At 69.2% G+C, this 22,470-nt stretch carries 18 protein-coding genes and 1 pseudogene; 4 read left to right on the forward strand and 15 right to left on the reverse strand.

All coding sequences use genetic code 11. The features are described 5' to 3' along the window. The coding region (locus tag G6O54_RS33295; protein WP_165234009.1) for a hypothetical protein at positions 1–670 on the reverse strand (670 nt) is incomplete at its 3' end. 303 nt (positions 671–973) lie between these two features. Here G6O54_RS33295 and G6O54_RS33300 point away from each other — a divergent pair. Next, entirely contained in the window at positions 974–1,624 is a 651-nt protein-coding gene (locus tag G6O54_RS33300; RefSeq protein WP_165234012.1) for a sigma-70 family RNA polymerase sigma factor, read from the forward strand. Positions 1,625–1,644: 20 nt separating this feature from the next. Continuing rightward, entirely contained in the window at positions 1,645–5,061 is a 3,417-nt protein-coding gene (locus G6O54_RS38620) for a protein kinase domain-containing protein (RefSeq protein ID WP_165234014.1), read from the forward strand. An 84-nt stretch (positions 5,062–5,145) separates the two neighbouring features. On the opposite strand, the gene G6O54_RS33310 is transcribed toward G6O54_RS38620, so the two are convergent. The 8 genes from G6O54_RS33310 to G6O54_RS33345 form a co-directional block, all read right to left on the reverse strand. After that, positions 5,146–6,441: a M48 family metallopeptidase gene (locus tag G6O54_RS33310; protein ID WP_250847208.1), complete on the reverse strand. Its 1,296-nt coding sequence runs from the start codon at positions 6,439–6,441 to the stop codon at positions 5,146–5,148. 17 nt (positions 6,442–6,458) lie between these two features. Then, positions 6,459–7,865, reverse strand: coding sequence for a Mov34/MPN/PAD-1 family protein (locus G6O54_RS33315; RefSeq protein WP_250847209.1), 1,407 nt, complete (start codon positions 7,863–7,865; stop codon positions 6,459–6,461). Continuing rightward, the gene (locus G6O54_RS33320; protein WP_165234017.1) at positions 7,862–9,136 is read right to left on the reverse strand and encodes a HesA/MoeB/ThiF family protein; all 1,275 of its coding nucleotides are present in this window, start codon (positions 9,134–9,136) and stop codon (positions 7,862–7,864) included. Before G6O54_RS33320 ends, G6O54_RS33315 begins: the two co-directional genes overlap by 4 nt. Positions 9,137–9,178: 42 nt before the next feature. Next, entirely contained in the window at positions 9,179–10,180 is a 1,002-nt protein-coding gene (locus tag G6O54_RS33325; RefSeq protein ID WP_165234019.1) for a ubiquitin-conjugating enzyme E2, read from the reverse strand. 104 nt (positions 10,181–10,284) lie between these two features. Further along, positions 10,285–10,584 carry an EsaB/YukD family protein gene (locus G6O54_RS33330; RefSeq protein ID WP_165234021.1) on the reverse strand — a complete coding sequence of 100 codons (300 nt, stop codon included), beginning with the start codon at positions 10,582–10,584 and terminating at the stop codon, positions 10,285–10,287. Between the two features lie 121 nt (positions 10,585–10,705). Next, on the reverse strand, positions 10,706–11,092 hold the full coding sequence (locus tag G6O54_RS33335) for a hypothetical protein (RefSeq protein WP_165234023.1): 387 nt from the start codon (positions 11,090–11,092) through the stop codon (positions 10,706–10,708). 20 nt (positions 11,093–11,112) lie between these two features. Continuing rightward, positions 11,113–11,829 carry a Uma2 family endonuclease gene (locus G6O54_RS33340; RefSeq protein ID WP_165234025.1) on the reverse strand — a complete coding sequence of 239 codons (717 nt, stop codon included), beginning with the start codon at positions 11,827–11,829 and terminating at the stop codon, positions 11,113–11,115. Positions 11,830–11,953: 124 nt separating this feature from the next. After that, positions 11,954–13,921, reverse strand: coding sequence for a glycoside hydrolase family 97 protein (locus tag G6O54_RS33345; RefSeq protein WP_165234028.1), 1,968 nt, complete (start codon positions 13,919–13,921; stop codon positions 11,954–11,956). Between the two features lie 186 nt (positions 13,922–14,107). Here G6O54_RS33345 and G6O54_RS33350 point away from each other — a divergent pair, with 186 nt between their 5' ends. Next, entirely contained in the window at positions 14,108–15,205 is a 1,098-nt protein-coding gene (locus G6O54_RS33350; protein WP_165234031.1) for a dipeptidase, read from the forward strand. A gap of 47 nt (positions 15,206–15,252) precedes the next feature. On the opposite strand, the gene G6O54_RS33355 is transcribed toward G6O54_RS33350, so the two are convergent. The 6 genes from G6O54_RS33355 to G6O54_RS33380 all read right to left on the reverse strand — a co-directional run bounded on the left by G6O54_RS33355 (position 15,253) and on the right by G6O54_RS33380 (position 21,591). Further along, a complete protein-coding gene (locus tag G6O54_RS33355; protein WP_165234034.1) occupies positions 15,253–15,756 on the reverse strand; it encodes a DUF6896 domain-containing protein in 504 nt (167 codons plus the stop codon). Between the two features lie 27 nt (positions 15,757–15,783). After that, positions 15,784–15,990, reverse strand: coding sequence for a type II toxin-antitoxin system HicA family toxin (locus G6O54_RS33360; RefSeq protein WP_165234037.1), 207 nt, complete (start codon positions 15,988–15,990; stop codon positions 15,784–15,786). Next, positions 15,987–16,247 (reverse strand): type II toxin-antitoxin system HicB family antitoxin, encoded by a 261-nt coding sequence (locus tag G6O54_RS33365; RefSeq protein ID WP_165234040.1) that lies wholly within the window; start codon positions 16,245–16,247, stop codon positions 15,987–15,989. Before G6O54_RS33365 ends, G6O54_RS33360 begins: the two co-directional genes overlap by 4 nt. Before the next feature lie 139 nt (positions 16,248–16,386). Beyond that, positions 16,387–17,541, reverse strand: a complete 1,155-nt coding sequence (locus G6O54_RS33370) for a hypothetical protein (protein ID WP_165234043.1) — start codon at positions 17,539–17,541, stop codon at positions 16,387–16,389. 145 nt (positions 17,542–17,686) lie between these two features. Beyond that, entirely contained in the window at positions 17,687–20,977 is a 3,291-nt protein-coding gene (locus G6O54_RS33375; protein ID WP_165234046.1) for a serine/threonine-protein kinase, read from the reverse strand. Beyond that, positions 20,974–21,591, reverse strand: coding sequence for a sigma-70 family RNA polymerase sigma factor (locus tag G6O54_RS33380; RefSeq protein ID WP_165234049.1), 618 nt, complete (start codon positions 21,589–21,591; stop codon positions 20,974–20,976). Before G6O54_RS33380 ends, G6O54_RS33375 begins: the two co-directional genes overlap by 4 nt. 392 nt (positions 21,592–21,983) lie before the next feature. On the opposite strand from G6O54_RS33380, the pseudogene G6O54_RS33385 reads away from it, so the two are divergent. Then, positions 21,984–22,470 (forward strand): annotated as a pseudogene (locus tag G6O54_RS33385) (hypothetical protein); the annotation flags it as partial.

A 22,470-nucleotide genomic window follows, 5' to 3' on the forward strand; every position in this document is an offset into this window, starting at 1 on the left:
GTGTGACGTGCGCCTTCGTCTGCTTCGTCACGTCGGTGGTGAACCAGGTGCTTCCGACGTATGCCAGTTCGTGCAAGTGGCCGGGTTGGTCCACGAAGTAGACCCGAGTTCCCGATCCAGTGTCGAAACAAGTGAGGACGCTCACGTCAATCGGGAATGCGGCACCCGCCAGCGACGTGACATCGGTGTCAGTCCATTGCTGACCGTCGTAGCGTAGTTCATGCACGTGCCGATCCACGCCGATGAAGTAGACACGACCTCCCGAGTTTGTGTTGGTGCACGCGAGGCCACTCCCCACCCTGGCCAGGACCATCTGCCCACCATTCGTATTCAAGTCAGTGTCGTTCCATTGGCCCTGCCACGCCAATTCGTGCACATGGCCATCGGAGCTTACGTAGTAGACGCGACCTCCCGAGCCACTTTCAAAACAGGCCAGGAGGCTGGTAGGGGCAGCCGGTCCGGCGTTCGCCAATTGCGTCACAGGGTTGGTGAACCATCCACCGTCCCAGCCCAGTTCTTGCACATTGCCGTTCGCGTCCAGGTAATAAACGCGACCGCCCGAACTCGCCGCCTGAAAACAGGCCAGGGCAGTTCCGTCCGCGGGTGAGGAGGACGGCAGAGAGAGATGGCGTCTCCCAGGATGCGCCAGATTCTGTTCCTGGATTTGCATGAGTCGATCTCTTTCATTGAAGAAGGATCAAAGATCCCGAGCGAAATCGATGTGCATTGGGCTTTCCGATGGGCTGGGTTCGGGCTACCCGAGAGCCGCCCGCGCCCCATGTCCGAGAATGCCTGCGGCGACAAAGGCCCTTCCTTCCCTCCATCGGTGGGTCACGCGCCTTCTCGGGAAAAGTCACATAAGAAGTTCGGAAAATCTCTCCGCATCGGGCTTGCACGCAACCAAGCGGACCGTCAGACTCTTGATTACATCCTCTCTGCTTCGATCCTGGTTCAACCCAAGGCGTAACCCACGATGAGCGGGAGCCTATCGATCGATGCACAAGTCGAGGGGCTGCTGGCTGATGCGGCCCGTGGCGACCCGGGCGCCATGCGGGGACTGCTGGAGGCGTACCGCGATCGCCTGCGACGCATGATCTCGGCGCGGCTGGATCGCCGGCTGGCAGCACGGCTGGACCCGTCCGACGTGGTCCAGGAGACACTGGCCGACGCGGCGCGTCGGCTGCCGGACTACCTCCGCGATCGACCAATGCCTTTCTACGCCTGGCTCTTCCGGCTGGCATCCGACCGGCTCGCCTGGACTCATCGGGACAACCTCGTCTCGAATGTCCGTGCCATCGGACGGGAGGAACGGATCGACGGGGTCGCGAGGCGGCAGTCGCGACCGACTCGACGGGCCGACCAGTTGGCGGACCCCGAACTGACCCCTTGTCGTCGGATGGTCCGCGAGGAACGTCGACTTCTCCTGTCCGAGGCGATCGGACGGATGGAGGACGCCGATCGCGAGATCCTCAGCCTGCGGTACGTCGATCGCCTCGCCTTCGAGGAGGTCGCCGCGGTGCTCGCCATCGGGCTGAGCGCGGCCAAGATGCGGCACATGCGCGCGCTGGAGCGGCTCCGCCCCCTGCTCGAGGAGATGGGGGTGGAGCCCTCCACAGGCTCATGAGGGACGGATTCGCCGGAGGAATGGCAGACGACGACGAGCGGCTGGCCGATCGGGTCGCCGATCTGGCCGACCGGATCGCCCGAGGCGAGCCGCCCCGGCTCGTGCCCGCCAAGGTGCGCGATCACGAGGAAACCGATGCGCTGCGGCGTTTCCTGCCGACGATCCGGTTGCTGTCCGAGATGGCCGATGGCGAGATCCTCGACCCGGTGCGGGCGAGGTCGGGGCAGCCGCCGGATCTGCTGGGCGACTTCGAGGTCGGGCGGGAGATCGGGCGCGGAGGCATCGGGGTCGTCCATGTGGCCAGGCAGCTCTCCCTGGGCCGACTGGTCGCGCTCAAGATCCTCTCGCCGACGTCACGGCTCGACCCGCGGCAGCTCCGCCGGTTCGAGATCGAGGCCCAGGTGGCCGCGACGCTCCAGCACCCCAGCATCGTGCCCGTGTACGCGTACGGGAACGAGTCCGGGGTGCCTTACCTCGCGATGCGCCTGATCGAGGGCAAGAACCTGGCCCAGATCGTCGCAGAGCTGAGGGAGCGCGACGGCCGCGGGATCCCGCCGCTCGAGGCGGCCGAACTCGTCCGGCAGGCGGCGGAGGCCCTCGACTACGCCCATCGCCACGACGTGCTGCACCGCGACGTCAAGCCCTCGAACCTGCTCGTGGATGCCGATCGTCGACTCTGGATCGCCGACTTCGGGCTGGCCCGACTTCGAGGCGACAGCGACCTGACGGCCAGCGGCGACGTGCTCGGCACCCTGCGCTACCTCAGCCCCGAGCAGGCCAGTGGCCGACGCGGGGCCGTCGACGGCAGGAGCGATATCCATGCGCTGGGGGCGACGCTCTACGAGATGCTCACACTCCGTCCCGTGTTCGAGGGCGACGACCGCGCCGAGCTGCTCATCCGGATCTCCTCGGAGGAGCCCCGCTTCGCGCGGAGGGCCGACGCCGCGATCCCTCCCGACCTGAAGACGATCGTGCTCACGACCCTGGCCAAGGACCCGGCCGATCGGTATGCGACGGCGGGCGAGCTGGCCGCGGACCTGGAGCGGTTCCTGGCCGACCGGCCGATCCGCGCCCGGCCGTCGACGCTGGCGGCACGGGCAATCCGATGGTCGAGGCGACGATGGAAGGCCATGGCGGCCGCGGGCCTGATGGCGACCATCTCCTTGATGGGCCTGGTCGCGACCAGCCTCTGGTCGAACGCCCGACTGCGGTCGATCAACGGGAGGCTGGCCGCGGAAATCGGCCGGTCCGATCGGCTGGCAAGGGAGGCACGCGACCAGGCGCGGCTCTCGGAGCGGCACGCGACCAATGCCCAGATCCGCCTGGCGGCGCAGGCGATCGAGGCCGGCCAGGCAGAACGGGCGCAGGAGATCCTGCGGGACATCCCATTGAATGGCGGCCACGAGGTCCCCGCGAGTTTTGCCTGGCGATACCTCTGGCTCCGGGCTCGCCGCGAAGTCGAGCTGCTGGTCGGCCCCACGCCCCAATTCGGCCACATGGCCCTCTCCCCGGACGGGAAGATCCTGGCGACGACCGACTCGACCGAAGGACTGGTCCTCCGGCAGGCCGCCACGGGGACTCCGATCCGCTCGCTCGCCCCGGGGACCGACCCGCTCGGCAGGCCGGCGTTCTCTCCGGACGGATCGTTCGTCGCCGTGGTCCGGACGACCGCGGGCACGGATGAGCCGGATGCGATCTCGGTCTGGGCGGTCGCGTCGGGGCGCCTCCTCGCTCGTCTCCCGGTCCCACGGGGGCCGGAGGGCAGCCGTTGCGGGTTCCTCCCGGGGGGCACGCTCGTCGGCACCTTCTTCGACCTCGGGGGGAAGCCGCCCGCGTTCTCCCTGGCCTGGGACTTTGTGGGAGATCCCGGCCGCCCTCGCCTCCTGGCACGGTTCGTCGAGGTGCCCGCCACGAACATGGAATGGAACGGCGGCGACCTGCTCACGCTGGAATCGCGGGCCACGATCGCCCTCCGGGACCCCGTCACCGCGACGACCGTCCGAGCTTTCCAGGTCGATGGCTCCGACCAGGACATCGGCGCGGCCGTCTGCACGTCGGGGGCGGAGGTGGTCGCCGCCGTGTCGGCCCCGCCCTCGAGGTTGACGGTCTGGGATGGCAGGACGGGGCGTCGCCTGGCCACCCACCCGGTCCCCCCGGACATCATGCGATTGGCGATCAGCCCCGACGGGACGCACCTGGCGGCCGTTGATGTCCGCCAGGACGTCCATCTGATCGATTGCAGGAGCGGCGCCGCCCGGCGGATCGTCTCCGAGAAGGTCCATCATCCGCGGCCCCCGAGAGTCGTCTTCTCGCCCGACGGGACCCGGCTGGCCATCGCCCTGGCGTGCCGCCCGATGGAGGGCGATCCCTCGGCGGCCTCCCTCTGGGACCCGGCGACCGGGCGGCCGCTGGCGGCATTCCCCGGCCGGGGCGAGGAGCTCGATAACGTGCTGTTCACCGCGGACGGCAAGTCGCTGTTGATCGCGAGCCGATCGAGCGTCCGGCTCTGGCGGCTCCCGGGCGGGGTTTCCGACGGCGACCGTCAGCCGGCCGGCCACAAGGACGAGGCCTGGGCCGTCGCGTTTGCCCCCCAGGGCCGCGTGGTCGCGACGGGGAGCGACGACTCCGAGCCCGACCCGTCGATCAAGCTGTGGGACCCGCCCACCGGCCGGCTGATCCGGGCCTGGGAGGGGGGCGAGGGCACGGTCTCCTCGCTGGCGTTCGCGCCCGACGGCCGGTCCCTGGCCTCCGGCCACCTCGCCTCGACGGGCAACGTCCGGATCTGGGACGCGGCGACGGGACGGCCGCGGGCGATCCTCGAGGGCCACACGGATCGGGTCCGCGCCGTCGCCTTCGCCCCCGACGGTCGATTCCTCGCCTCGGCCAGCTCCGACGGCACGATCCGGCTCTGGGACGCCGACACCTGGCGCGAGCGCCTTGTCCTCCGCGGTCACGGGGACGCCGTCCACGCCGTCGCGTTCGCGCCCGGCGGCCGGTCCCTGGCCTCGGCCGGCAATGAGGGGGATATCCGACTCTGGGACATCGAGGCGCACGGCCGCGCGTCTCCGTCCCGGATCCTGCACAATCGGGCCAGCCTGATGGCCCTGGCCTACTCCCCGGACGGCCGGTCCGTGGCCGCGGCCGATACGCTGGGCTCAATCGCCGTCTGGGACATCGAGACGTCGATGCCCCTCCGTCTCATCCACGGCGACGGCAACGAGCTGCGCCAGGTCGCCTTCACGCCCGACGGCACGGCCCTGGCCGCCGCCGGGGCCGGAGGGACGATACGCCTCTGGGACTCCGTCACGGGCCAGGAGATCCTCGCCCTGCCTGCCCACCGCTCGCAGGTCAACGGGCTGGCGTTCTCCCCCGACGGCACGGTCCTGGTCTCGGCGGCGCACGACGGGTCGGTCCGCCTGTGGCGAGCCGAGCCGTGACGAGCCTTGCCCGGATGGAGCTTCCTCGCGGCCGGCTGCCCCCGATCCTCGCCCTCCACGTGCCCCTCTCTCATGCTCCCCCGCTCATTCGTCCGCCCAGGGATGATAGCTGTTGGCGAAGTCGATCCGGTCGCCGAGGCTCGGGTGGCTGCCGCGGAAGATGGTGTAGATCGGGCCGGGGCGGGGGTTGCTCAGGTTCTCGCGCTGGAGCTTCACGAAGGCCATCCCGGTGGAGTGGTTCGCGTGCGTCAGGTCGAGCGAGAAGCGGTCGGCCTCGTGCTCCTGGTGGCGGCTGTAGGCCATGACGATCGGGCCCAGGAGCAGGCTGTTGAGGACCAGGAGCATCGCCAGCAAGGGGGCCGAGGCGACGTCGGCGAGGCTCTCCACGCCGGTCCGATTCGCGGACCTCGTCACGACCCAGCAGCCGACGCGATCGATGAGGAAGAGGCCCAGGAGCGTGACGAGCGAGGAGAGCAGGATCGACTTCAGGACGTGGCCGAGGACGTAGTGGCCCATCTCGTGGCCCATGACGGCGAGGAGCTCGCGCTCGTTCATCCCGTCGATCAGGGTGTCCCAGAGGACGATCCGCTTGGTGCCACCCAGGCCCGTGACATACGCGTTCATCGCGTTCGTGTCCACCCGCTTGGCCACCTCGAAGACCCGGCTCCCCTCGATCCCCGCGCGCGAGGCCAGGTCGAGGATCGACCGCTCGAGGGCCGGGTCCTTCATCGGGCCGAACGTGTTGAACAGCGGATCGATCCAGATCGGCTTGATCAGGACGACGAGGAAGAGGAAGGGGACGGAGAGGATCGCCGTGTAGAGCCACCAGCGGCGGGGCGAGCGGGCGAGCAGGAGGAACGGCACCCAGCCGAAGAGGACGGCCCCCAGGATGTCCACGCCCTGGGCGAGCAGCAGGTCGGCCAGCCACTTGCCGAAGGTCTGGTTGGACATCCCGTAGGCGTGCTGCCGGACGAACCCGGCGTAATAGTCGAAGGGGAGGTCGAGCACCGCCGTCAGCGCCAGGTAGAGGACGAGATAGGCCGCCACCGTGGGGAGCCAGCCGCGGCCGATCCGCCGGGCCAGCTCGCGGATCCGGGCGGAGAGCCCGCCGAAGAAGATCGCGGCCGGCACCAGGATCGACCAGGCGACGTGGAAGGCCCAGAGTCGCATGTTGCCCTCGTAGTAGCGGAGGGCCTTCTCGCTGGGCGTGGGGACCTCGACGGGCGTCCGCTCGTCGACGGCCGGACTCGAGGCCGAGGGCCCGGGCCGGGCCTCCGGCGAGGCGGCCGGCTGCACCGCGAGGGCGATCGCCGGCACGACCAGGAATATCGTCAGGGCCCCCAGGACCACGCGACGGACGACCGTCACATCCATGTTCATGTCGATCCCCGGCAATATCAGGTGATGCGGTGGGTCGTCGGCTCGGCCGGGCGCGGAGGCATGGTGGGCGTGGCGGCGTCCGCCTGCTCGTCGATCGACTTCATGTAGACGTAGCCCAGGATCGCGGCCAGCACGGCGCTCGCGGCACCGAGGACGTAGGTGGCGAGCTGGTAGTTCCCCAGGCGGCGATAGAGGTCGTCGGCCTTCTTCCCCTCCACCGTCGCGGCGATGGCCTTGAGCCGGTCGTGATCCGGCTCCAGCAGGTTGACCCGCTCGCGCAGGGCCTGCGTCTGCTTGGCGTCTTCCTCGTTCTCCGCCGCCTTCTTCCTGGCGGCGGCCAGGTCGTCGTTGAGCTTGGCGACCTGCAATTCCAGAAACTTCCCCCGGGCGCCGAGCGTCTCGTTGATGCCGCGCTGGGCCTCGAGCTGCTGACGGGCCTCGTCGCGGGCCTTGCCCACCCGCTCGTAACGGTCCTGGAAGTCGGCCGGGGTCTCCTTGCCGGCGCGGTCGAGCAGGGTATCCATGGCCAGCCGCTGGCCGCCGGTCGATCGGTCGACGGCACCGGCCAGGGACTTGAGCGTGTCGGCCTGCTCCTGCATCCGCGAATTGAGCTGGTACATCCAGAGGGCGCCCACCACGCCGATCATGCCCAGGAGCATCCCGAGCATGCCGAAGGTGACCGCAGCCTGGGCCCGCTCGGCGGGGGACGAGACGTACGCGGGCGTCGCGGGTCGAGAGAGCATCTTGATGAGCTCCGCCTCGAGGCGGGGGGACAGCCCCCCGCCTCCTGGGCCTGAAGGGCTGGGGAAGTTCTCGAGGTCGTTGGCGACCCGGGCCAGGTCCGACCGGTCGCCGCGATCGGCGGTCAGGTAGAAGCCCTCCACCTGCACCATCCGCCGGTCGCGCCACTGGAAGAACCCGCGCGTCTGCTGGATCGGGTCGATGACGTACGCCACCTGGAGCGACTGGGCGAAGAAGTGCTCGTGGATGAACAGGTCATGATGCGAGAGGAAGATGCCGAAGCTCGGGTGGGTGTGATACCAGCCGACGATGTCCAGGTCGGGGAACAGCTTGTCCCGCTCCCGGCTGATCTCCTCCCAGGAATCGTGCGTGTAGGTGAAGCTCGCCTGGGTATTGGCGTAGTGCTTGGCCTGGAGGGACTGGGTGATCCAGACGAAGGGGGTGTTCGAAAGCTCGTCGATGCATTCCTTGCCCAGGAGGATGCCGCCGAGCTCCACCGAGGTGTCGGAGAGGGCGTGTCGCTCCATGGCGTCGGCGGCGCGGTGGTCGACGAAGATCGGCAGGTCGTTCGTGCCGGGGACCTGATACGAGAGGCACGCGAACCGGACGTCGCGATCGGGCCGGAGCATCCGCACGGGCTCGCGGTAGCGGACCTCCTCGAAGCTCATCTCGTCGCCGCTCAACGGCCGTCCTCCCCGTCGTGGTCGCGCAGGACGGCCCGTCGATCGCCGGCCAGGAGGAAGAAGCGGGACTCCTCCGCGCCGTCCACCCGGACGATATCGTACGCCGGCACGCCGGCCCCCTTCAACGTCCCTGCGGCGTGGGGCGAGCCCTCCTCGACGCCGCTGAGGATCTCCGGCCGGGCCGCCTCGCGGCAGTTCGGGCAGGTCGCCTCGGACTGACGGACCTTCGTCCGCGGCCGGTTCACCTCCACACGCCAGCCGCAGCGCGGGCACTCCACCGCGGCGACGAGCTCCCGCTCCAGGGCCAGGCTGAGCGGGCCCTCCAGGCCGGGCTCGGCCTCCGTGCCGTCGCGGGCGACGGCGAACAGCTCCGCCACGGTGTCCTCGTGGCCGAGGGGCACCTCGGCCGGCTCCGGGTACGTCTCGTGGCTCAGGCAGTTCTCCCGCCGCGGCAGCCGGGTGGAATAGAACTGGTTGGCCACGCCGTTGAAGACCAGCGCGGAGCCCGCGGCCACGGGCATCCCGTGGAGGATCTTGAGCGCCTCCTGGACCTCCAGCGCCGCCATCATGGACGCGATCGTCGGCGCCGTCGGGACCTTGCCCGCGAGGATCTCGTCGCGCTTCAGGAGCGGGCAGCTATAGCGGAGATTCAGGAGCTGATAGTCGCGCTCGGTCATCGCGCATTCGTAGCAGGCGGAGTCCGGCGGGACGAAGACCTTGACCACGCCCTGGATCTCCTGGATGCCGGCGTCCACCCAGGGCGTGCCGACCTTCCAGCACTGGCGGTTGACCCAGAGCCGGGCCTCGCGGTTGTCCAGGCAGCCGATCACGAGGTCGACGTCGGCGAAGAGGCCGAGGCCGACGTCCGTGATGACGTCGCCGTGGATCGGGATGATGGCGATCTCCGGGTTCAGCTCCAGGGCCCGCCGCGCGGCGACATCGGCCTTGGACGCGCCGGAGTCTCCCGCGCGGAAGAGGACCGAGCGCGACAGGTTGGAGGTGTCCACCTCGTCGAGGTCGATGACGTAGGTCGTGCCGACGCCCACGAGCGCGAGGTTCTTGAGGACCTCGTTCCCGAGCGCCCCGGCGCCGACGACCAGGATCCGGGCGGCGGCCAGCCGCTCCTGCCGCCACCAGGAGATCAGCCGGAGGCGGCCGTAGCGGTCGTCGTCGTCGATCCGCAGGGGGGCGGATTCGGCCTCGGCCTCGGAAGAGGCCGAGCGATCCGCGAGAGGCGGCGAGGGATCGGCGGCGGGCTCGTTCGATTTCATCGCGATTGGGCTCCTGTCGCCGCGAGGCGTCGACTCACGTCATCATTCGATGAAGAGAATCTCCTCGCTCTCGGTCGTCGGACGAGGCGGGGCGGCCGGGGCCGATTCCTCCCAGTCGAGGATCAGGACCGGCTCGGGCTCGTCGCCGGCGGGGGGCGAAGGAGCGGGCTCCGGGGGGCTCGTCAACTGCACCCGCGGGGGCCAGGCGTCGCCTCCCGGCGTCGGCGGCGGGGCCACGTTAACGGGCTCTCCGGGCGTCGCCTCGGTCCCGACGAGATCGTCGATCGTCGGCTCCCCGACGGGCCCGGCGGCTCGCGATTCCGGCCGCGGCGGATCCGCGGGGGCGACGGCCGCTTCCGCCGCCGCGGTCAAGGGCAGGGGCGTCGATTCGCCCTCCGATCGCGACCAGCCGTAGCCCTCCATGAAGCGGCGGACGCGTTCGATGGGGGTCGGGGAATCGGATTCGGAGCCGAGCTTGAAGATCGATCGACGCCGCGGCCGGCGTGCCTCGGCGTCGAGCTTCGCGGAATCGGCCGCGGCCGACGCCTCGATCCGACCCTGGGCCGCGCGGAGGTCCCGGAGGGGGCGGCTGTCGGTCGGGAAGAGGATGGCGGTCTGATTGGCGACCCAGAGTGCCGCGTCGCGATTGTAGGGGCTGCGGATGTCGTAATTGTGGTATCGGGCCATGTCCCAGAGCATCGTGCAGAGCTCGTCGAGCTGCACGCTGGGCACCCAGTGCGTGCCATAGCCCCCCAGGCAGATCATGCCGATCTCCGAGATGTTCGGATGATAGATCGGCGTCAGCCACCGCAGCTCCGGGATCGTGCGGGGGTACGAGGCCCCCAGCTTGATCTCGACCTTGTGCGAGTGGACGACCCGCACCTTCCCTCGATCGCGGCTCAGTCCCTTGCCGTCGAAGACGATCGAGTAGGCGTTCGGCGGCCGGCCGGAGGGCTGGAACCGGAAGATCGAGCTCTCCGCGGCGAGGCGCTCCAGCGCCGCCAGGTCGTTCTTGAGCCGCCGGATGCGAGGAGATTCATACATGCTTTGGCGGCGCCCGCGACGAGGGCTGGCGCCGTCCTCTCTGGTAAGTTCGCGGGCGCCTTGACACGGTCGGACCGCGCCCGGCCGGGTCGGTTCGGATCGATTCAGGCCCGACCGGCCACGACTTCCGGATAGACGATCAGGTGGTCGCCGTTCTGGATGCCGGCCTCGACGAGGGTCCAGTTCTCGAGCAGCCGACGGCCCCCCTCCTTGTGATCCAGGGCGTAGCTCATGGGCTGGCCGTCGGGGCTGGTCGCCGGCAGGTTCATCTTGGTGATGATGTTCGGGATGATCCGGCTCACGGGGACCGTGTAGGCGATGACCGCCTTGACCGACTTGGATCCGGTCTGATCCAGGAACGTCACCTGGATCCCCGTGGGATCGGCATTGCCGCCGTATGACATGATCGGGATACCTCCTCCCCAGGCTTTCGGCCGCCGCGCCCCGATATTGGGTCGGAGCCGGACGATTTCCGCGACCGACCCGACGACGACCGATGGCCTGCCCCGCCGAGCATCTCTCCTGTCAGGATACCCTCCCGCCCCGCCGGCTGGGAATCGGGCATCGGAGAAATGCGAGGGAGGATGCGTCCAACCGCAGTCGGTCGATGAGCTTCCGGACCGGAGGTTCGCCGATGCGGTCCAGGGCGAGCACGATTGCGTCGTCCTCGTCGTGGGCCGGATCGTCGAACCGTCGGAGGATCGTCCGGGCGGCGGCCCGGGGGTCCGGCCCAATCCGGCCCAGGGCGATGACGACGCAATGCAGGAGGCAACTTGCTGGATCAATCTCGGCGGGCGGTACGACGATCAGGAGCATATCTGATACGGCCGCCCGCGCGGCCGGACCGAGCGACCCGCGGACGTTCGCCGCGGAGACCCGCATCCCCCCGCCCGGCCCATGGATGCTCCTCATGGCCGAGGAATTCTCCCCGATCAGGGCTCAATCCCGAGCGCCCGCAGTTTCGCCAGCAGGAGATCCCGCTCGCGGACCGCCGCATCGCGCTGTTCGACCGCCGCGTCGCGCTGTTCGATCGCCGCATCGCGCTGTTCGACCGCCGCATCCACCTGGCCCGCCCGGAGTCCGAGTTCGGTCATGGTGAGGAACCGCTTGCCATCGGGCCCGTAGATCGTCATCGGATGCGTCGTCGTGTCGAATCTGATGCCGAGGCGAGGACTCACCCAACCTTCCGTGTCCGGGATCGCGACCAGCCGATCGCCCCGGCGGAGCCAGCCCGTCAGGATGTCGTCATCTGGGTCGTAGACGTAGTATTCCTCCACGCCGAATCGCTCGTAGGCGTCTCGCTTCCGCGCCATCTCCGGCCCGTGATTGCCGGGCGAGAGGACCTCGAAGACCACCTGCGGCGCGATGCCGTTCTCGATCCACTGCATGTAGGAGCCGCGATAGCCCTTGGGCCGGCCGAACGCCACCATGGTATCCGGGGCGATCCGGGTCTTGTTGTCCCCTTCGATCGGATACCAGAGCATGTTGCCCACGACAAAAACGTCGGGGTCGTCGAGGAAGATGAGCTCGAGATTCCCCGTGATGGTGACAATCCACTGGTACTGGAGGTTATTGTCCGCCATGGGCTCACCGTCGCTGTCCGGATAGACAATCTCGGTAGGCAACGGCCGGGCAATCCGCGTGCTCATGGGACGATCTCCCCCGACGATCTGGCCGATTACGGGACCACATCGATCTCACCTCCATCTTACACCCGACGCGCCCCGGCGAGAACGGCACCCGGGACGCGCCGGTTAGGGCCTCCGCGACGGCTCACCGCGTGGGCCTCGGGATCAGGATGGCCACCAGCCCGCCGTCGGGACGGAGGGTGACCCGGAAGGGCTCGGTCGAGGCGAGATCGGCCTTGCGGTCGAGCGGGACGGAATGGGAATCGCCGTCCTCCAGGATCGTCGCCTTCCATGCGCCGGGGCCGAGCAGGCCCAGGTTCAGCGAGACCTCACGCGGCCGGTCCTCGCCGTTGATCACGCCCAGATACCAGGCATCGCCGGACCGTCGCGCGATCGCGGCGAGCTGGCCCGGCTCGCCGACCAGGAGCTTCGTCTCGTCCCAGGTGACGGGGATCGACTTGAGGTACTCCTTCGGCACCGGCGGCAGGTCGAGGTACTCCTTCGTGGTGCCGGCGAAGTGGAGGATGCCGGACTCGAAGACGATCGGCAGGGCCAGCTCGTGCGCGACGGTCGTCAGCCGCTTGTAGCGGTTGTCGCGGAGCATCACGGGGGTGATGTCCATCGGCCCGACCGCGTTCCTGGTGAACGGCTGGATGGCGTTGTGCCGGGGCGCCTCGGCCGGGTAGTGCTCGTCGAAGAGGTAACTCTCCTCGCCGCGAACCGCCTCCATCGCCATGAGGTGCGGATACGTCCGCGACCAGCCGCGGGGCAGCGTGCAGCCGTGGAAATTCACCATGATCTGGAAGTCGGCGGCGTCCTCCAGGATGTCCTGGTAGAGGGCGATCACGTTCTGCTTGTCGCTCTGGAAGAAGTCGACCTTCACCCCCTTGACGCCCCACTCCTTGAGCCGCTGGAACTCGGCGCGGCGGACCTTGCGAAGGTCCATCAGTCCTCGGGGACGCTCGGTCACGTAATTGTGCGGCCCGCCCGAGTTGTACCACATGAGCGGGCCCACGCCCTTCGACTTCGCGTACCCGATCACGTCGTGGATCGTGCCGTTGCGCATGATGTCCCAGTTGGCGTCGATCAGGGTGTACTCCCAGCCCATCTCGGCGGCGAGGTCCACGAACGGCTTGAGCTTCGAAGCGTCCTGGGGACTCGGAGGGTCGGAGAGCCAGCTCCACGAGGCGCGGCCGGGCCTGATCCAGCTCCCGTCGGTCACGACCGACGGGGGATTCAGGTTCTCCACGAGCGTCGATTCGACGATCGGCGCGGGGGACTCGCCCGCGATCACGACGCGCCATGGCGTGGCCCAGGGGAGCGTCCAGGACGGCTCGACGGAGCCGGTGTTGTTCCCCTCGCCGGCGTCCGGGAACCGCAACGCGTAGAGGCCCCCAGGGGCCTCGCGGGCGAGCCGGGCGCCACAGTACGTGCGGTCAAGCGACGCCTCGGTGATCAGCCCCCACCTCCCGGCCGGGGTCCTGTAGAGGAGCGGGAACGACCAGCCGGCCGCCTTCGGCGCCGGGGTGCCCGCGGGGATGGCGAACTTCCAGAAGGTCTCGTAGCCGGGCGTGTACTCGCTCGGGTCGTCGTGCGGGTTGGCCCAGACGGTGGTGCCCGCCGGGAGCCGGAAACCGGAGGCTTCTTCCTTGACCGTGCGCACCGCCTTCGAGCCGTCGTCGGGGAAGCGATAGCGGTAGGCGATGCCGTCGTCGTAGGCCCGGAGCACGATCTCGAGCTTCGCCCCCTCCGCATTCCGGAACGCCAGCGTCCGCTCGTTGTAGCGGTCGATCACCTCGCGGCGCTTGCCGTGGAGTACGGTGTACTTCGCGTCGTGCGACGACACCGCACCGGCCGAATCGAGGCTCAGGCCCTCGACGAACCGGGCGTCGACGCGGGCGATCCCCAGCGGTGAGTCGGCGAGCAGCGGACTCCCCGCGATCGAGGCCGAGAGCACGAGGGTCGAATTGCCGCCTTCCCCGGCCCGGGAGACGGCCAGGACCACCTTGCCGTCGGGCGAGGCGACGTCCCATGGGGGCGGATCGGCGGCGAGGGCCGGGAGTCCAGGGAGGAGGAAGGCGAGGGCCGGGACGGCCAGGGTGACGATCTTCATGGTTGGCTCGGGAGGAGGGCCATGCCGCCCTCCCGAGGCCCCGAACGTGGCCGGCGGCTGTCATTCACGAATCACGATATTTCGACCCAAATCGTTGCGGGGGAGGCTCCGCCTGGTGTATACCTTAGCATGGCCGGTGGCCGCCCGCGACGGGCCGGGCCGCCGGGTCGACCGGGGCGAAACGCGATGCGACTGATCTTCGACGGACACCTCGACCTGGCCTGGAACGCCCTCTCCTGGGACCGCGACCTGACGCTGGACCTGGACCTCCTGAACCTGGCCGAGGCCGGCATGACCGACCACCCGGCGCGGGGGCGGGCGACGACCAGCCTGCCGGAGCTACTCAAGGGGGGCATCGCCGCCTGCCAGGCGACCCTGCTGGCCCGCAGCCGGCCGCAGGCGAGGAAGCCCGAAGGTTCACCGCGGATGAGCCTGGACTTCGTCAACGCCGACGTCACCTCGGCGATCGCCCGCGGCCAGCTCGCGTATTACTTCCTCCTCGAGCGTCGCGGGCTCCTGAAGATGATCCGGACGGCCGCCGACCTGGACGCCCACTGGAAGGCGTGGGAGGCCGCCGCGGGCGAGGCCACCCCTGCGCCCCCGATCGGCTACATCCTGGCCATGGAAGGGGCCGACCCGATCGTCGAGCCGGAGCAGGCGGGGGCCTGGTGGAACCTCGGCCTCCGCTCCGTGAACCTCGTCCATTACGGCGAGAACCGCTACGCCGCCGGGACCGGCACGGACGGGCCGCTCACCTCCGACGGTGTCCGGCTCCTCAAGGAGTTCGAGAAGCTCGGGATGATCCTCGACGCGACCCATCTCTCCGACACCAGCTTCTTCCAGGCCCTTGCCACCTACAGCGGCCCGGTGCTGGCGAGCCATCACAACTGCCGGTCGCTCGTGCCCGACCAGCGCCAGCTCACCGACGACCAGATCCGGCTGCTGCTCGAGCGCGACGCCGTGATCGGCGTGGCGCTCGACGCCTGGATGCTCGCCCCCGGCTGGGTCCGCGGCAAGACCTCGCGCGACGTCGTCCGGCTGGAGGCCCTGGCCGATCACATCGACCACATCACCCAGCTCGCGGGCAAGCCCACGAACGTGGCGATCGGCAGCGACCTCGACGGCGGCTTCGGCACCGAGCAAGTCCCCGCGGGCCTCGATCGGATCTCCGACCTCCAGAAGCTCGACGGGATCCTCTCGGGCCGCGGCTATGACTCCGCCGCGATCGACGCCATCTTCCACGGCAACTGGCTGCGGTTCTTCCGGCGGACGCTGCCGGCGTGAGAGTTGCCGCCCCACTTTGGGGGATCGTGTGAGGTTTCCGGGTCAGTTCACTTCTCGTTCGCCACCAGTCCGCTGCGTCCGGCGACCTGGTCAGTGATCCTAACGAGGCGGCCATACCGCTCCAGCACCTCCATGGCTCGAAGGGGATCGTGGAAGCTGTCCTTGAAGATCGCCGCGACCCGTTCCAGACCCCTCGTCGTGGCGACGAACCGCGCGAAGAAGAACGGGTCGAGCACGCCGAACTCCCCCGGGAAGCCTAAGATCACATCGACGTCCTGGCCCGTGAGACGGTCTCTGAAGCCGCACTCGTAACCGTGGAACGCATAACCCCAACGGAAGCTCAGTCGGCCCTTCCACTGATCCCGGAACCAGTCCCGACGAAGCCGAGGCCGGTACTCCAGGCTGTAGAACGCTTCCAACGGAATGGCCAGCTTCCTCGACAAGCGGTTCATCAAACCCGTAGCTGTGAGCCGGAACCGCGCCGCGGCGGCTGCAATCGCATCCGCTTGGGTCAGAACCTCCTCATCCGAAATCAACTTCTTGATCGCCACCGCTCCCTCGTTGTCGAAGAGCCGCCATCACAGATCCTCATCGGTCAACCCTGCCGCCCGCATCAGTGCCCGTTGCGTCCCCGTGGCCATGTCCCGATTGCCGTGAACGGGCACCGTGAGGAGTGCCGGAAAATCCGGCCGCCCGTAGATGTGGTGGCTGCCGTTGATCCGAATGAGCACCCATCCCTGACGCCGCAGCACCTTGCAAAGGTGCGTGCCAGAGACCGGCTTCATGGCCCCGGCCAGCCTTTCGTCTCGATGTCTCCTTTGGCGAGCAGCCAGCCCTCGGCGGCCTCTTTCAGGTTGGCCAGCACCTCGTCGAGGTCATCGCCGCCTGCCACGCAGCCTGGTAGGGCGGGGACATCGGCCCAGACCACACCGTCCGGATCGCGGTGAACTCGCGCGGGCAAGCTCACTGCGATCGTAATCGGAATTTCGGTCGCGCACGGGCCTACCTCTTCCTGGATCTCGACGGCCGGATCATCGCTCATGCTCTCCTCCCTCCGATTCATCGCATCGAACCATCCACAGGGAGCGCCACTCTTCTCTCCAGACTATCGTGAGAGATCAATGCTCAACCAGACGCGACTCGAGTGATGCGTAACCGGCCCGGACGTGCGATGCAGCAGATTATCGCCCGTGAACTCGATAGAGGTGAACCTCATACCCCTTGAAGCGATCCGACCAGCAACCAGCGGCCGCTCCAAGCGTCCTTGCTTCATCGAGCAGCTCAACCAATTCTCCCGCCCCGGCAGTCAGGCGGAAGCGCACTTCGGCCGGCTTCTCGTCGAGCGACGCGGCGAAGACGTAGGTGGAATCGCCGCGGTGCTTCACGAGGGTGGCGACCTGCTCCGCCCGGCCCCCTGAGACCTCGACCTTCACGCTGTCGGCCACGTCCGGGCTGTTCAGGACCGGGGCCAGCTCGCGGATCCGGCGGTTGATCGCCGCGACCTGCCTGGCCACGTCAGGGTCGGCGAGGAGGCCGGCCTCGATGAACGTCGGCTGGAACTGGTGGGCGAAGTAGACGATCCCCCTCGCGCCCCGGATCAGGGCCATCCAGACCTCGGCGCGGATCTCGGCCGGCGTGGCCTTGCGGTTCAGGTTGCCGATCCGGGTCGTCTCGATGCAGCACCAGACCGGCCTGTCCGGGCCGGCCCACTCGCGGAGGCGCTTCACGCCGTGCGGCACGTACCACAGCTTGCCCGCGACGGCCGCGTCGGTGCTGCACGCCGGATAGATGTCGAACGACACGATGTCGCTGCCCTTCGCATACTCGCGGTAATCCTCGGGATGGTTCGTCCGCGTCCCGCGGCCGTACCAGCCGTCCCAGGCGACGCCCTGGCCCAGGTTCAGCAGGACGGGCCGATCGGGATCGGCGCGGCGGATCTCCCGGTAGTCGGCGATGATCTTCGACGGCAGGATGGGCGGCCCATAACCCTTGCCCTCCCCGAGAGGTTGCGCGTTGTCGGGCTCGTCGCCGTGCATCCAGCCGACGATCGTCGCGCGGTCCTTGAACTTCAGCGCGGCCGCGCTTTGACCGCAGATCAGGCGGATCCCGGCGGCGTCGAGCTGGTCGAGCTGCCACTTCGTCGGGCCCCGCCAGAGGCCGACATAAACGTTGATGCCGATGTCCCGATACTTTTCCGCGTTGGAAGTATCCTGGAGCCAGACGGCGATCGGGAAGAAGTCCGGCCGATCGGGCAGGCCCTTCGCGAAGCGGGGCTCGGCGGCCGTCGCGCCCAGCGACAGGCTCATCGCCATGAGGATGAATGAGGCGACTCTCATCGTAGACCTCGTGTTCAGCTTCCGGTCGGCACTTGGCCGGAGCGGCCCAGACGTCCCACGTGTGGGGCTTTCATCTCCGGCATTGTACGGCTCGCGTCGGGCCCGCGCCATCGCCCCTCGGTACGAAAGTCACCCCCTCGGCCCGCTATCGAGACCCCGCCTTGGCTCCCCTCCAGAGGATGATCGACCCGTCGTGGCCCGCCGAGGCGAGGGTTGAGCCATCGGGAGAGAAGGCGACGGCATTGGCCCGGGCCGTGTGTCCTTCAAGGATCAGGGTCATCTGGCCCGTGACGGGATCCCAGAGTCGGACCTTCGCGTCGCCGCAGGCACCAGCGAGGGTCCGGCTGTCGGGCGAGAAGGCCAGGCCCCAGACTGCAGCGTCAGAGGCTTTCACGAGCCAGCGGCGGGCCCAGCTCCCGGTATCCCAGAGCGAAAGTCCGCCCAGGTCGTCACCCACGGCGAGCACGCGGCCGTCGGCAGAGAACGCAAGCGAGCCCGCCTGGCGGGGCGAGGACGACGAGAAGACCTCGCGGCCGCTCGGCACCTCGATCCCGTGGAACATCCGGTCGTTGCCCGAAGAGACCAGCAGCGATCCGACCGGCGAGAAGGACAGGGCGCGGACGGTGTCGGAATGGCCCGGGAATGACGCCACCGACCGGCCGTCCGCCGCATCCCACAGCCGTACCTTGCCGTCGGAGCCGCCAGAGCCCACGAATCGGCCGTCGGCGGAGAAGGCCACGGCACGGACGCGATCGGTGTGGCCGGAGTGCACCGCGCGGGGCTTGCCCGAGGGGAGATCCCAGAGCCGGACCGTTCGATCGAAGCTGGCGCTGGCGAGGGTCCGGCCATCCGGCGCGATCGCCACGGCGGACACGAGCGCGCCGTGCCCCTTGAGCGTGGCGATCGGCGACCCGTCGCGGACATTCCAGAGCTTGATGGTGTGGTCGTCGGCGGAGGAGACCAGCATCGATCCGTCGGGAGAGAAGGCCAGCCCCCAGACCTCGGCCCTGTGGGCCGCGATCCGGACGGAGGGCTCCGGCGGCCGGCCGAGCCGCCAGGCGCGGATCCGGCCATCGGCCGCACTGAAGATCAGCGAGTCCCCGCCCGGCGTGAAGGCCAGGCAGCGGACGTTGCCGCCTCCGTGGGGATAGTTAGCCAGCCGCTTTCCCGTCGAGGTATCGCAGATCGCGGCCTCAAGCCCGACGCCGCCGCAAGCGATGGCACGCCTATCGGGTGAGAGCGCCACGCTCAGACCGTCGGCCGAGATCCCCTCCAGGGGGATTCGTCGGGGAACCTCGCGGACCTCGGCGATCAGGACCGCATCCTTGCCCACAACGGGGTCGCCGGCGAACGTGTCGCCGTCCGCGGCAAACTCGCCGTGCTTGATCGCCGGGATCGGCATCGACCCGAGCTCGCGACGGGACGGAACGTCCCAGAAGGTGATCGACCAGTCATGGGCTGCCAGCAATCGACTGTCGGGGGAAAAGACGAGGCCGCCGACCTCCGGCCCGCGATGGGCGAGCGTGGCCTCGGGACGCCCGTCCGCGGCGGCGCGGAGAGTGATCTCCGGCCCGTCGTAACGGGCGGTCGCCAGCCATCGCCCATCCGGAGACAGCGCCATCCGGTCGCAGGAGACCGGAAGGGGCGAGGCCGCGGAATCCGGCGATCCGCCGATCAGTCTCCAGAGCAGGGCACGATTTCGCGACCGCTCGCCCTTCAGGCCATGTTGCTGGACGGCGAGGGCCTTACCGTCATCGGAGAGCATGACGCCGATGACGGCCCCCTCGATCCCCGGCAGCGAGGCGATCGGACGGCCGGTCTCGGGATCCCAGAGTTTGACCTCCCCCGGGCCGTCGACCTCGGCTCCCGGTCCGATTCCCTTCATCCAGGAGACGAGCACGCGTCGATCCGCCGAAAGGGCCAGGCCGGCGACCTCGCCCGAGTGCGCCGGAAAACGCGCGAGCTCTCTACCCGCGTCCAGGTCGTGGAGGAGGATCGATCCGTCGCCGCCGCCGAGGGCCAGGAGCCTCCCATCGTGCGAGACGACCATCGCGGACGACTCATGGTCGGCGAGGACCGAGACGCCTCGATGGCTCGCCCGGTTCAGATAATGCCACTCGAAGCCGCGGAGGTCGCGGCCGTCGGCTCCGGGGGCAAGACTCGCCAGGATCTCCTGGGCCAGTTCCGGCTGGCCCGAGGCGTTGGCCTGTTGAGATAGCCTGATCTGGGAGTCGTAGAGGAGCCGGCGAGTGGATTGCTCGTTGGTCTCGGCCCGCGTGAGCGCCACGGAGAGGTCCCGGTTGTGGCGGCGGAGCAGGCCGTCTCGCCAGACCGCGAATCCGGCCGCGGCGATGGAGGCCACCACGGCGAGGATCACCGCCGTCGCCATCGCCCTCCGATGGCGATGGGCCCAGCTCGACGCGCGGTCGAGCGGCCCGGGCGGCCTCGCCAGGATCGGCCGGCCGTCGAGGAATCGGCCCAGGTCGTCGGCCATCTCGCCGGCCGTCGCGTAGCGGGCGGCCGGATCCTTCGCAAGCGACTTCAGGACGATCGTCTCCAGGTCGCGCGGGATCGAGGCGTCGATCAGCCTGGGCCGGCGGGGTTGCTCCTCCACGATCTGCCGGAGCAGGCCAAGTCGACTGTCCCCGTCGGCCTCGAACACCGGGCGGCCGGCGACCAGTTCGTAGAGCGTGGCGCCCAGCGAGTACACGTCGGTCCGATGATCGACGGTGGCCCGCGAGCCGGCGGCCTGCTCCGGGCTCATGTAGCGTAAGGTGCCGAGGATCGCGCCCGACTGCGTCAGGTCCGACTGCCCGGCCACGCGGGCCAGCCCGAAGTCGCTCACCCAGAGCCATCCGGAGCGGTCCACCATCAGGTTGGACGGCTTCACATCCCGGTGTATGATTCCCTGTTCATGGGCATACTGGAGGGCCGACGCGGCCTGGCGGCCCAGCTCCGCCGCCTCGCGGTGCGAGGGCCGCTCCGCGACGACCGCGGCCAGGGTGCGACCCTCGATGAGCTGCATCGCGTAGAAGTGGCAGTCCTCCTCGGAGCCGGTCAGGTAGACCGGGACGATGTGCGGATGCCTCAGGCACGCCGCGGCCATCGCCTCGACGCGGAACCGCTGGAGCTTGCGGGGATCGTCGCAGGCCGCGGGGAGAATCTTGAGGGCGACCTGGCGATTCAGCGACCGCTGGGTCGCCTCGTAGACGACCCCCATCCCCCCCCGGCCGATCACCCGGCCGATCGCGAAATCGCCGAGCGAGCCGGACGCGATCGGATCGGCCTCGGCTTCGGCTTCGCTCCGCCCCATCTCCCGCCCGGCCCGGTCGAGCAGCTCGACGACCGCGAGCAGTTCCTCCATCGCCGACTGCTCCGGGCCTTCGCCCGCGAGGTCTCCAACGGTCCGCTCGGGCTCGTCCGCCGGCGCGATCACGGCTGTACATCCCCATCGCCCGCGAGCAGGCCGCGGAACCGCCGGATCGCCCGGGCGTGCCGCATCTTGGCCGCATCCTCGCGGATCCCGAGCCGCCCGGCGATCTCTGCCATGGAGAGCCGTTCGATGTAGCGGAGCGAGAGGACCTCGCGGTCTGCGGAGCTCATCCGGCCCAGGACCTCGCGGACAAGGCGGCATTCCTCGCCGCGGAAGGCGGCCTCGCTGGGGCTCGTCCCGGAGTCGATCAGGCAGGCGGGCATGCCGCCGGTCGTCGTCGCCGGCGCGGGCCGTTCGCAGGCCGCGGACCGCTTCGCCGTCCCCAGGTGAAATCGGTGCAGCCAGCCCAGCCGCAAGAGCGCCTGGCGGCGGAGCCAGCAGGAGAACGGGACCGGCCTCTCCCGGGCATACACGGCGACCCGACCGCTCGCGATCCCCAGCGCGTCCTGGACCACGTCGGACGGATCGAGCCGCCCCGCGATCCGCCGATCCAGCCGCCGCGCCACCAACCGCCGCAGCCGCCCGCGATGCCGCTCCAGCAACCGGCCCGCGGCCTCCCGGTCCCCGCCAGCCACCCGCCCCAGCAACTCCTCGGTCTCCCGGCCGTCGAGCCCCATCGCGATCCTCCGTCCTCGACGATCGAAAATCGTCGAGTCGCCTGTTACCTCCGGGGAAGTATCGCAAAACCTCTTTCAGAGCCTGTTCAGGCCGGAATCATCCAGCCGCGGGCGGTTGCTCTGAGAATACGACGCACGGGTGCATGCCTGTAGGCTAACGGCCTGGCCCCGGCTGAACAAGCTCATTGCGTTGAGTCGCGCACATATTCTGCATCTAGCAAATTCTTGATATCGGCCATGCGGTCCGACGGCGGTCGTTGTACGCGCCGGGTGGTCCTGTCATTCGCCGCGCAGATTGATCGTGGGGCGCGCCGCCTGATTCGCAAGCCTGGAAGCCTCGGAAGTCCGGCGGACTGACGCGGGCTCCTGAGATCCTCACCGAGTGAAGCACCATGTTCCATCGATCGACGCCGGGCGTGAGCAAGGGTACGAGGGATCAGGGCCGTCGCGAGGCCGACCGGAGCCGCCGGTCGCGGCTTCGGCTCCGGCCGCGGATGGAGTTCCTCGAGGACCGCGTCGTCCTCTCCACGATCACCTGGAACGCGGCCGTCGCCCCCTCCGGCGGCGACTGGGACACCGCCTCCAACTGGGTCGGCGGCGTCCTCCCCGGTAGCGGCGATGACGTGGTCATCAAGCTGACCACCCCCGGGACCGTCACGCTGAACACCGGCGCCTCGAACTCGGTGAACAGCCTGACCGCCGACGCCAAGTCCAGCCTTTCGATCGGCGCCGATACATTATCCCTGGCCACGACCTCTTCCATCGGCGGCGGCCTTACCCTGTCCGGCGGCACGCTCACCGGCGGCGGCACCCTTACCGTCACCGGGGCGATGACCTGGTCGGGGGGGACGCAGTCGGGCGCGGGCAAGACCGTGGCCA

Source organism: Aquisphaera insulae (assembly GCF_011064615.1).
In the GTDB taxonomy this organism is placed as follows: domain Bacteria; phylum Planctomycetota; class Planctomycetia; order Isosphaerales; family Isosphaeraceae; genus Aquisphaera; species Aquisphaera insulae.

What these genes read in the sequence shown, in the direction of transcription:
- G6O54_RS33300 (WP_165234012.1), top strand. Translation starts at nt 974, where the DNA reads ATGAGCGGGAGCCTATCGATCGATGCACAAGTCGAGGGGCTGCTGGCT.
- G6O54_RS38620 (WP_165234014.1), top strand. Translation starts at nt 1,645, where the DNA reads ATGGCAGACGACGACGAGCGGCTGGCCGATCGGGTCGCCGATCTGGCC.
- G6O54_RS33310 (WP_250847208.1), bottom strand. Translation starts at nt 6,441, where the DNA reads ATGAACATGGATGTGACGGTCGTCCGTCGCGTGGTCCTGGGGGCCCTG.
- G6O54_RS33320 (WP_165234017.1), bottom strand. Translation starts at nt 9,136, where the DNA reads ATGAAATCGAACGAGCCCGCCGCCGATCCCTCGCCGCCTCTCGCGGAT.
- G6O54_RS33325 (WP_165234019.1), bottom strand. Translation starts at nt 10,180, where the DNA reads ATGTATGAATCTCCTCGCATCCGGCGGCTCAAGAACGACCTGGCGGCG.
- G6O54_RS33330 (WP_165234021.1), bottom strand. Translation starts at nt 10,584, where the DNA reads ATGTCATACGGCGGCAATGCCGATCCCACGGGGATCCAGGTGACGTTC.
- G6O54_RS33335 (WP_165234023.1), bottom strand. Translation starts at nt 11,092, where the DNA reads ATGAGGAGCATCCATGGGCCGGGCGGGGGGATGCGGGTCTCCGCGGCG.
- G6O54_RS33340 (WP_165234025.1), bottom strand. Translation starts at nt 11,829, where the DNA reads ATGAGCACGCGGATTGCCCGGCCGTTGCCTACCGAGATTGTCTATCCG.
- G6O54_RS33345 (WP_165234028.1), bottom strand. Translation starts at nt 13,921, where the DNA reads ATGAAGATCGTCACCCTGGCCGTCCCGGCCCTCGCCTTCCTCCTCCCT.
- G6O54_RS33350 (WP_165234031.1), top strand. Translation starts at nt 14,108, where the DNA reads ATGCGACTGATCTTCGACGGACACCTCGACCTGGCCTGGAACGCCCTC.
- G6O54_RS33360 (WP_165234037.1), bottom strand. Translation starts at nt 15,990, where the DNA reads ATGAAGCCGGTCTCTGGCACGCACCTTTGCAAGGTGCTGCGGCGTCAG.
- G6O54_RS33365 (WP_165234040.1), bottom strand. Translation starts at nt 16,247, where the DNA reads ATGAGCGATGATCCGGCCGTCGAGATCCAGGAAGAGGTAGGCCCGTGC.
- G6O54_RS33370 (WP_165234043.1), bottom strand. Translation starts at nt 17,541, where the DNA reads ATGAGAGTCGCCTCATTCATCCTCATGGCGATGAGCCTGTCGCTGGGC.
- G6O54_RS33380 (WP_165234049.1), bottom strand. Translation starts at nt 21,591, where the DNA reads ATGGGGCTCGACGGCCGGGAGACCGAGGAGTTGCTGGGGCGGGTGGCT.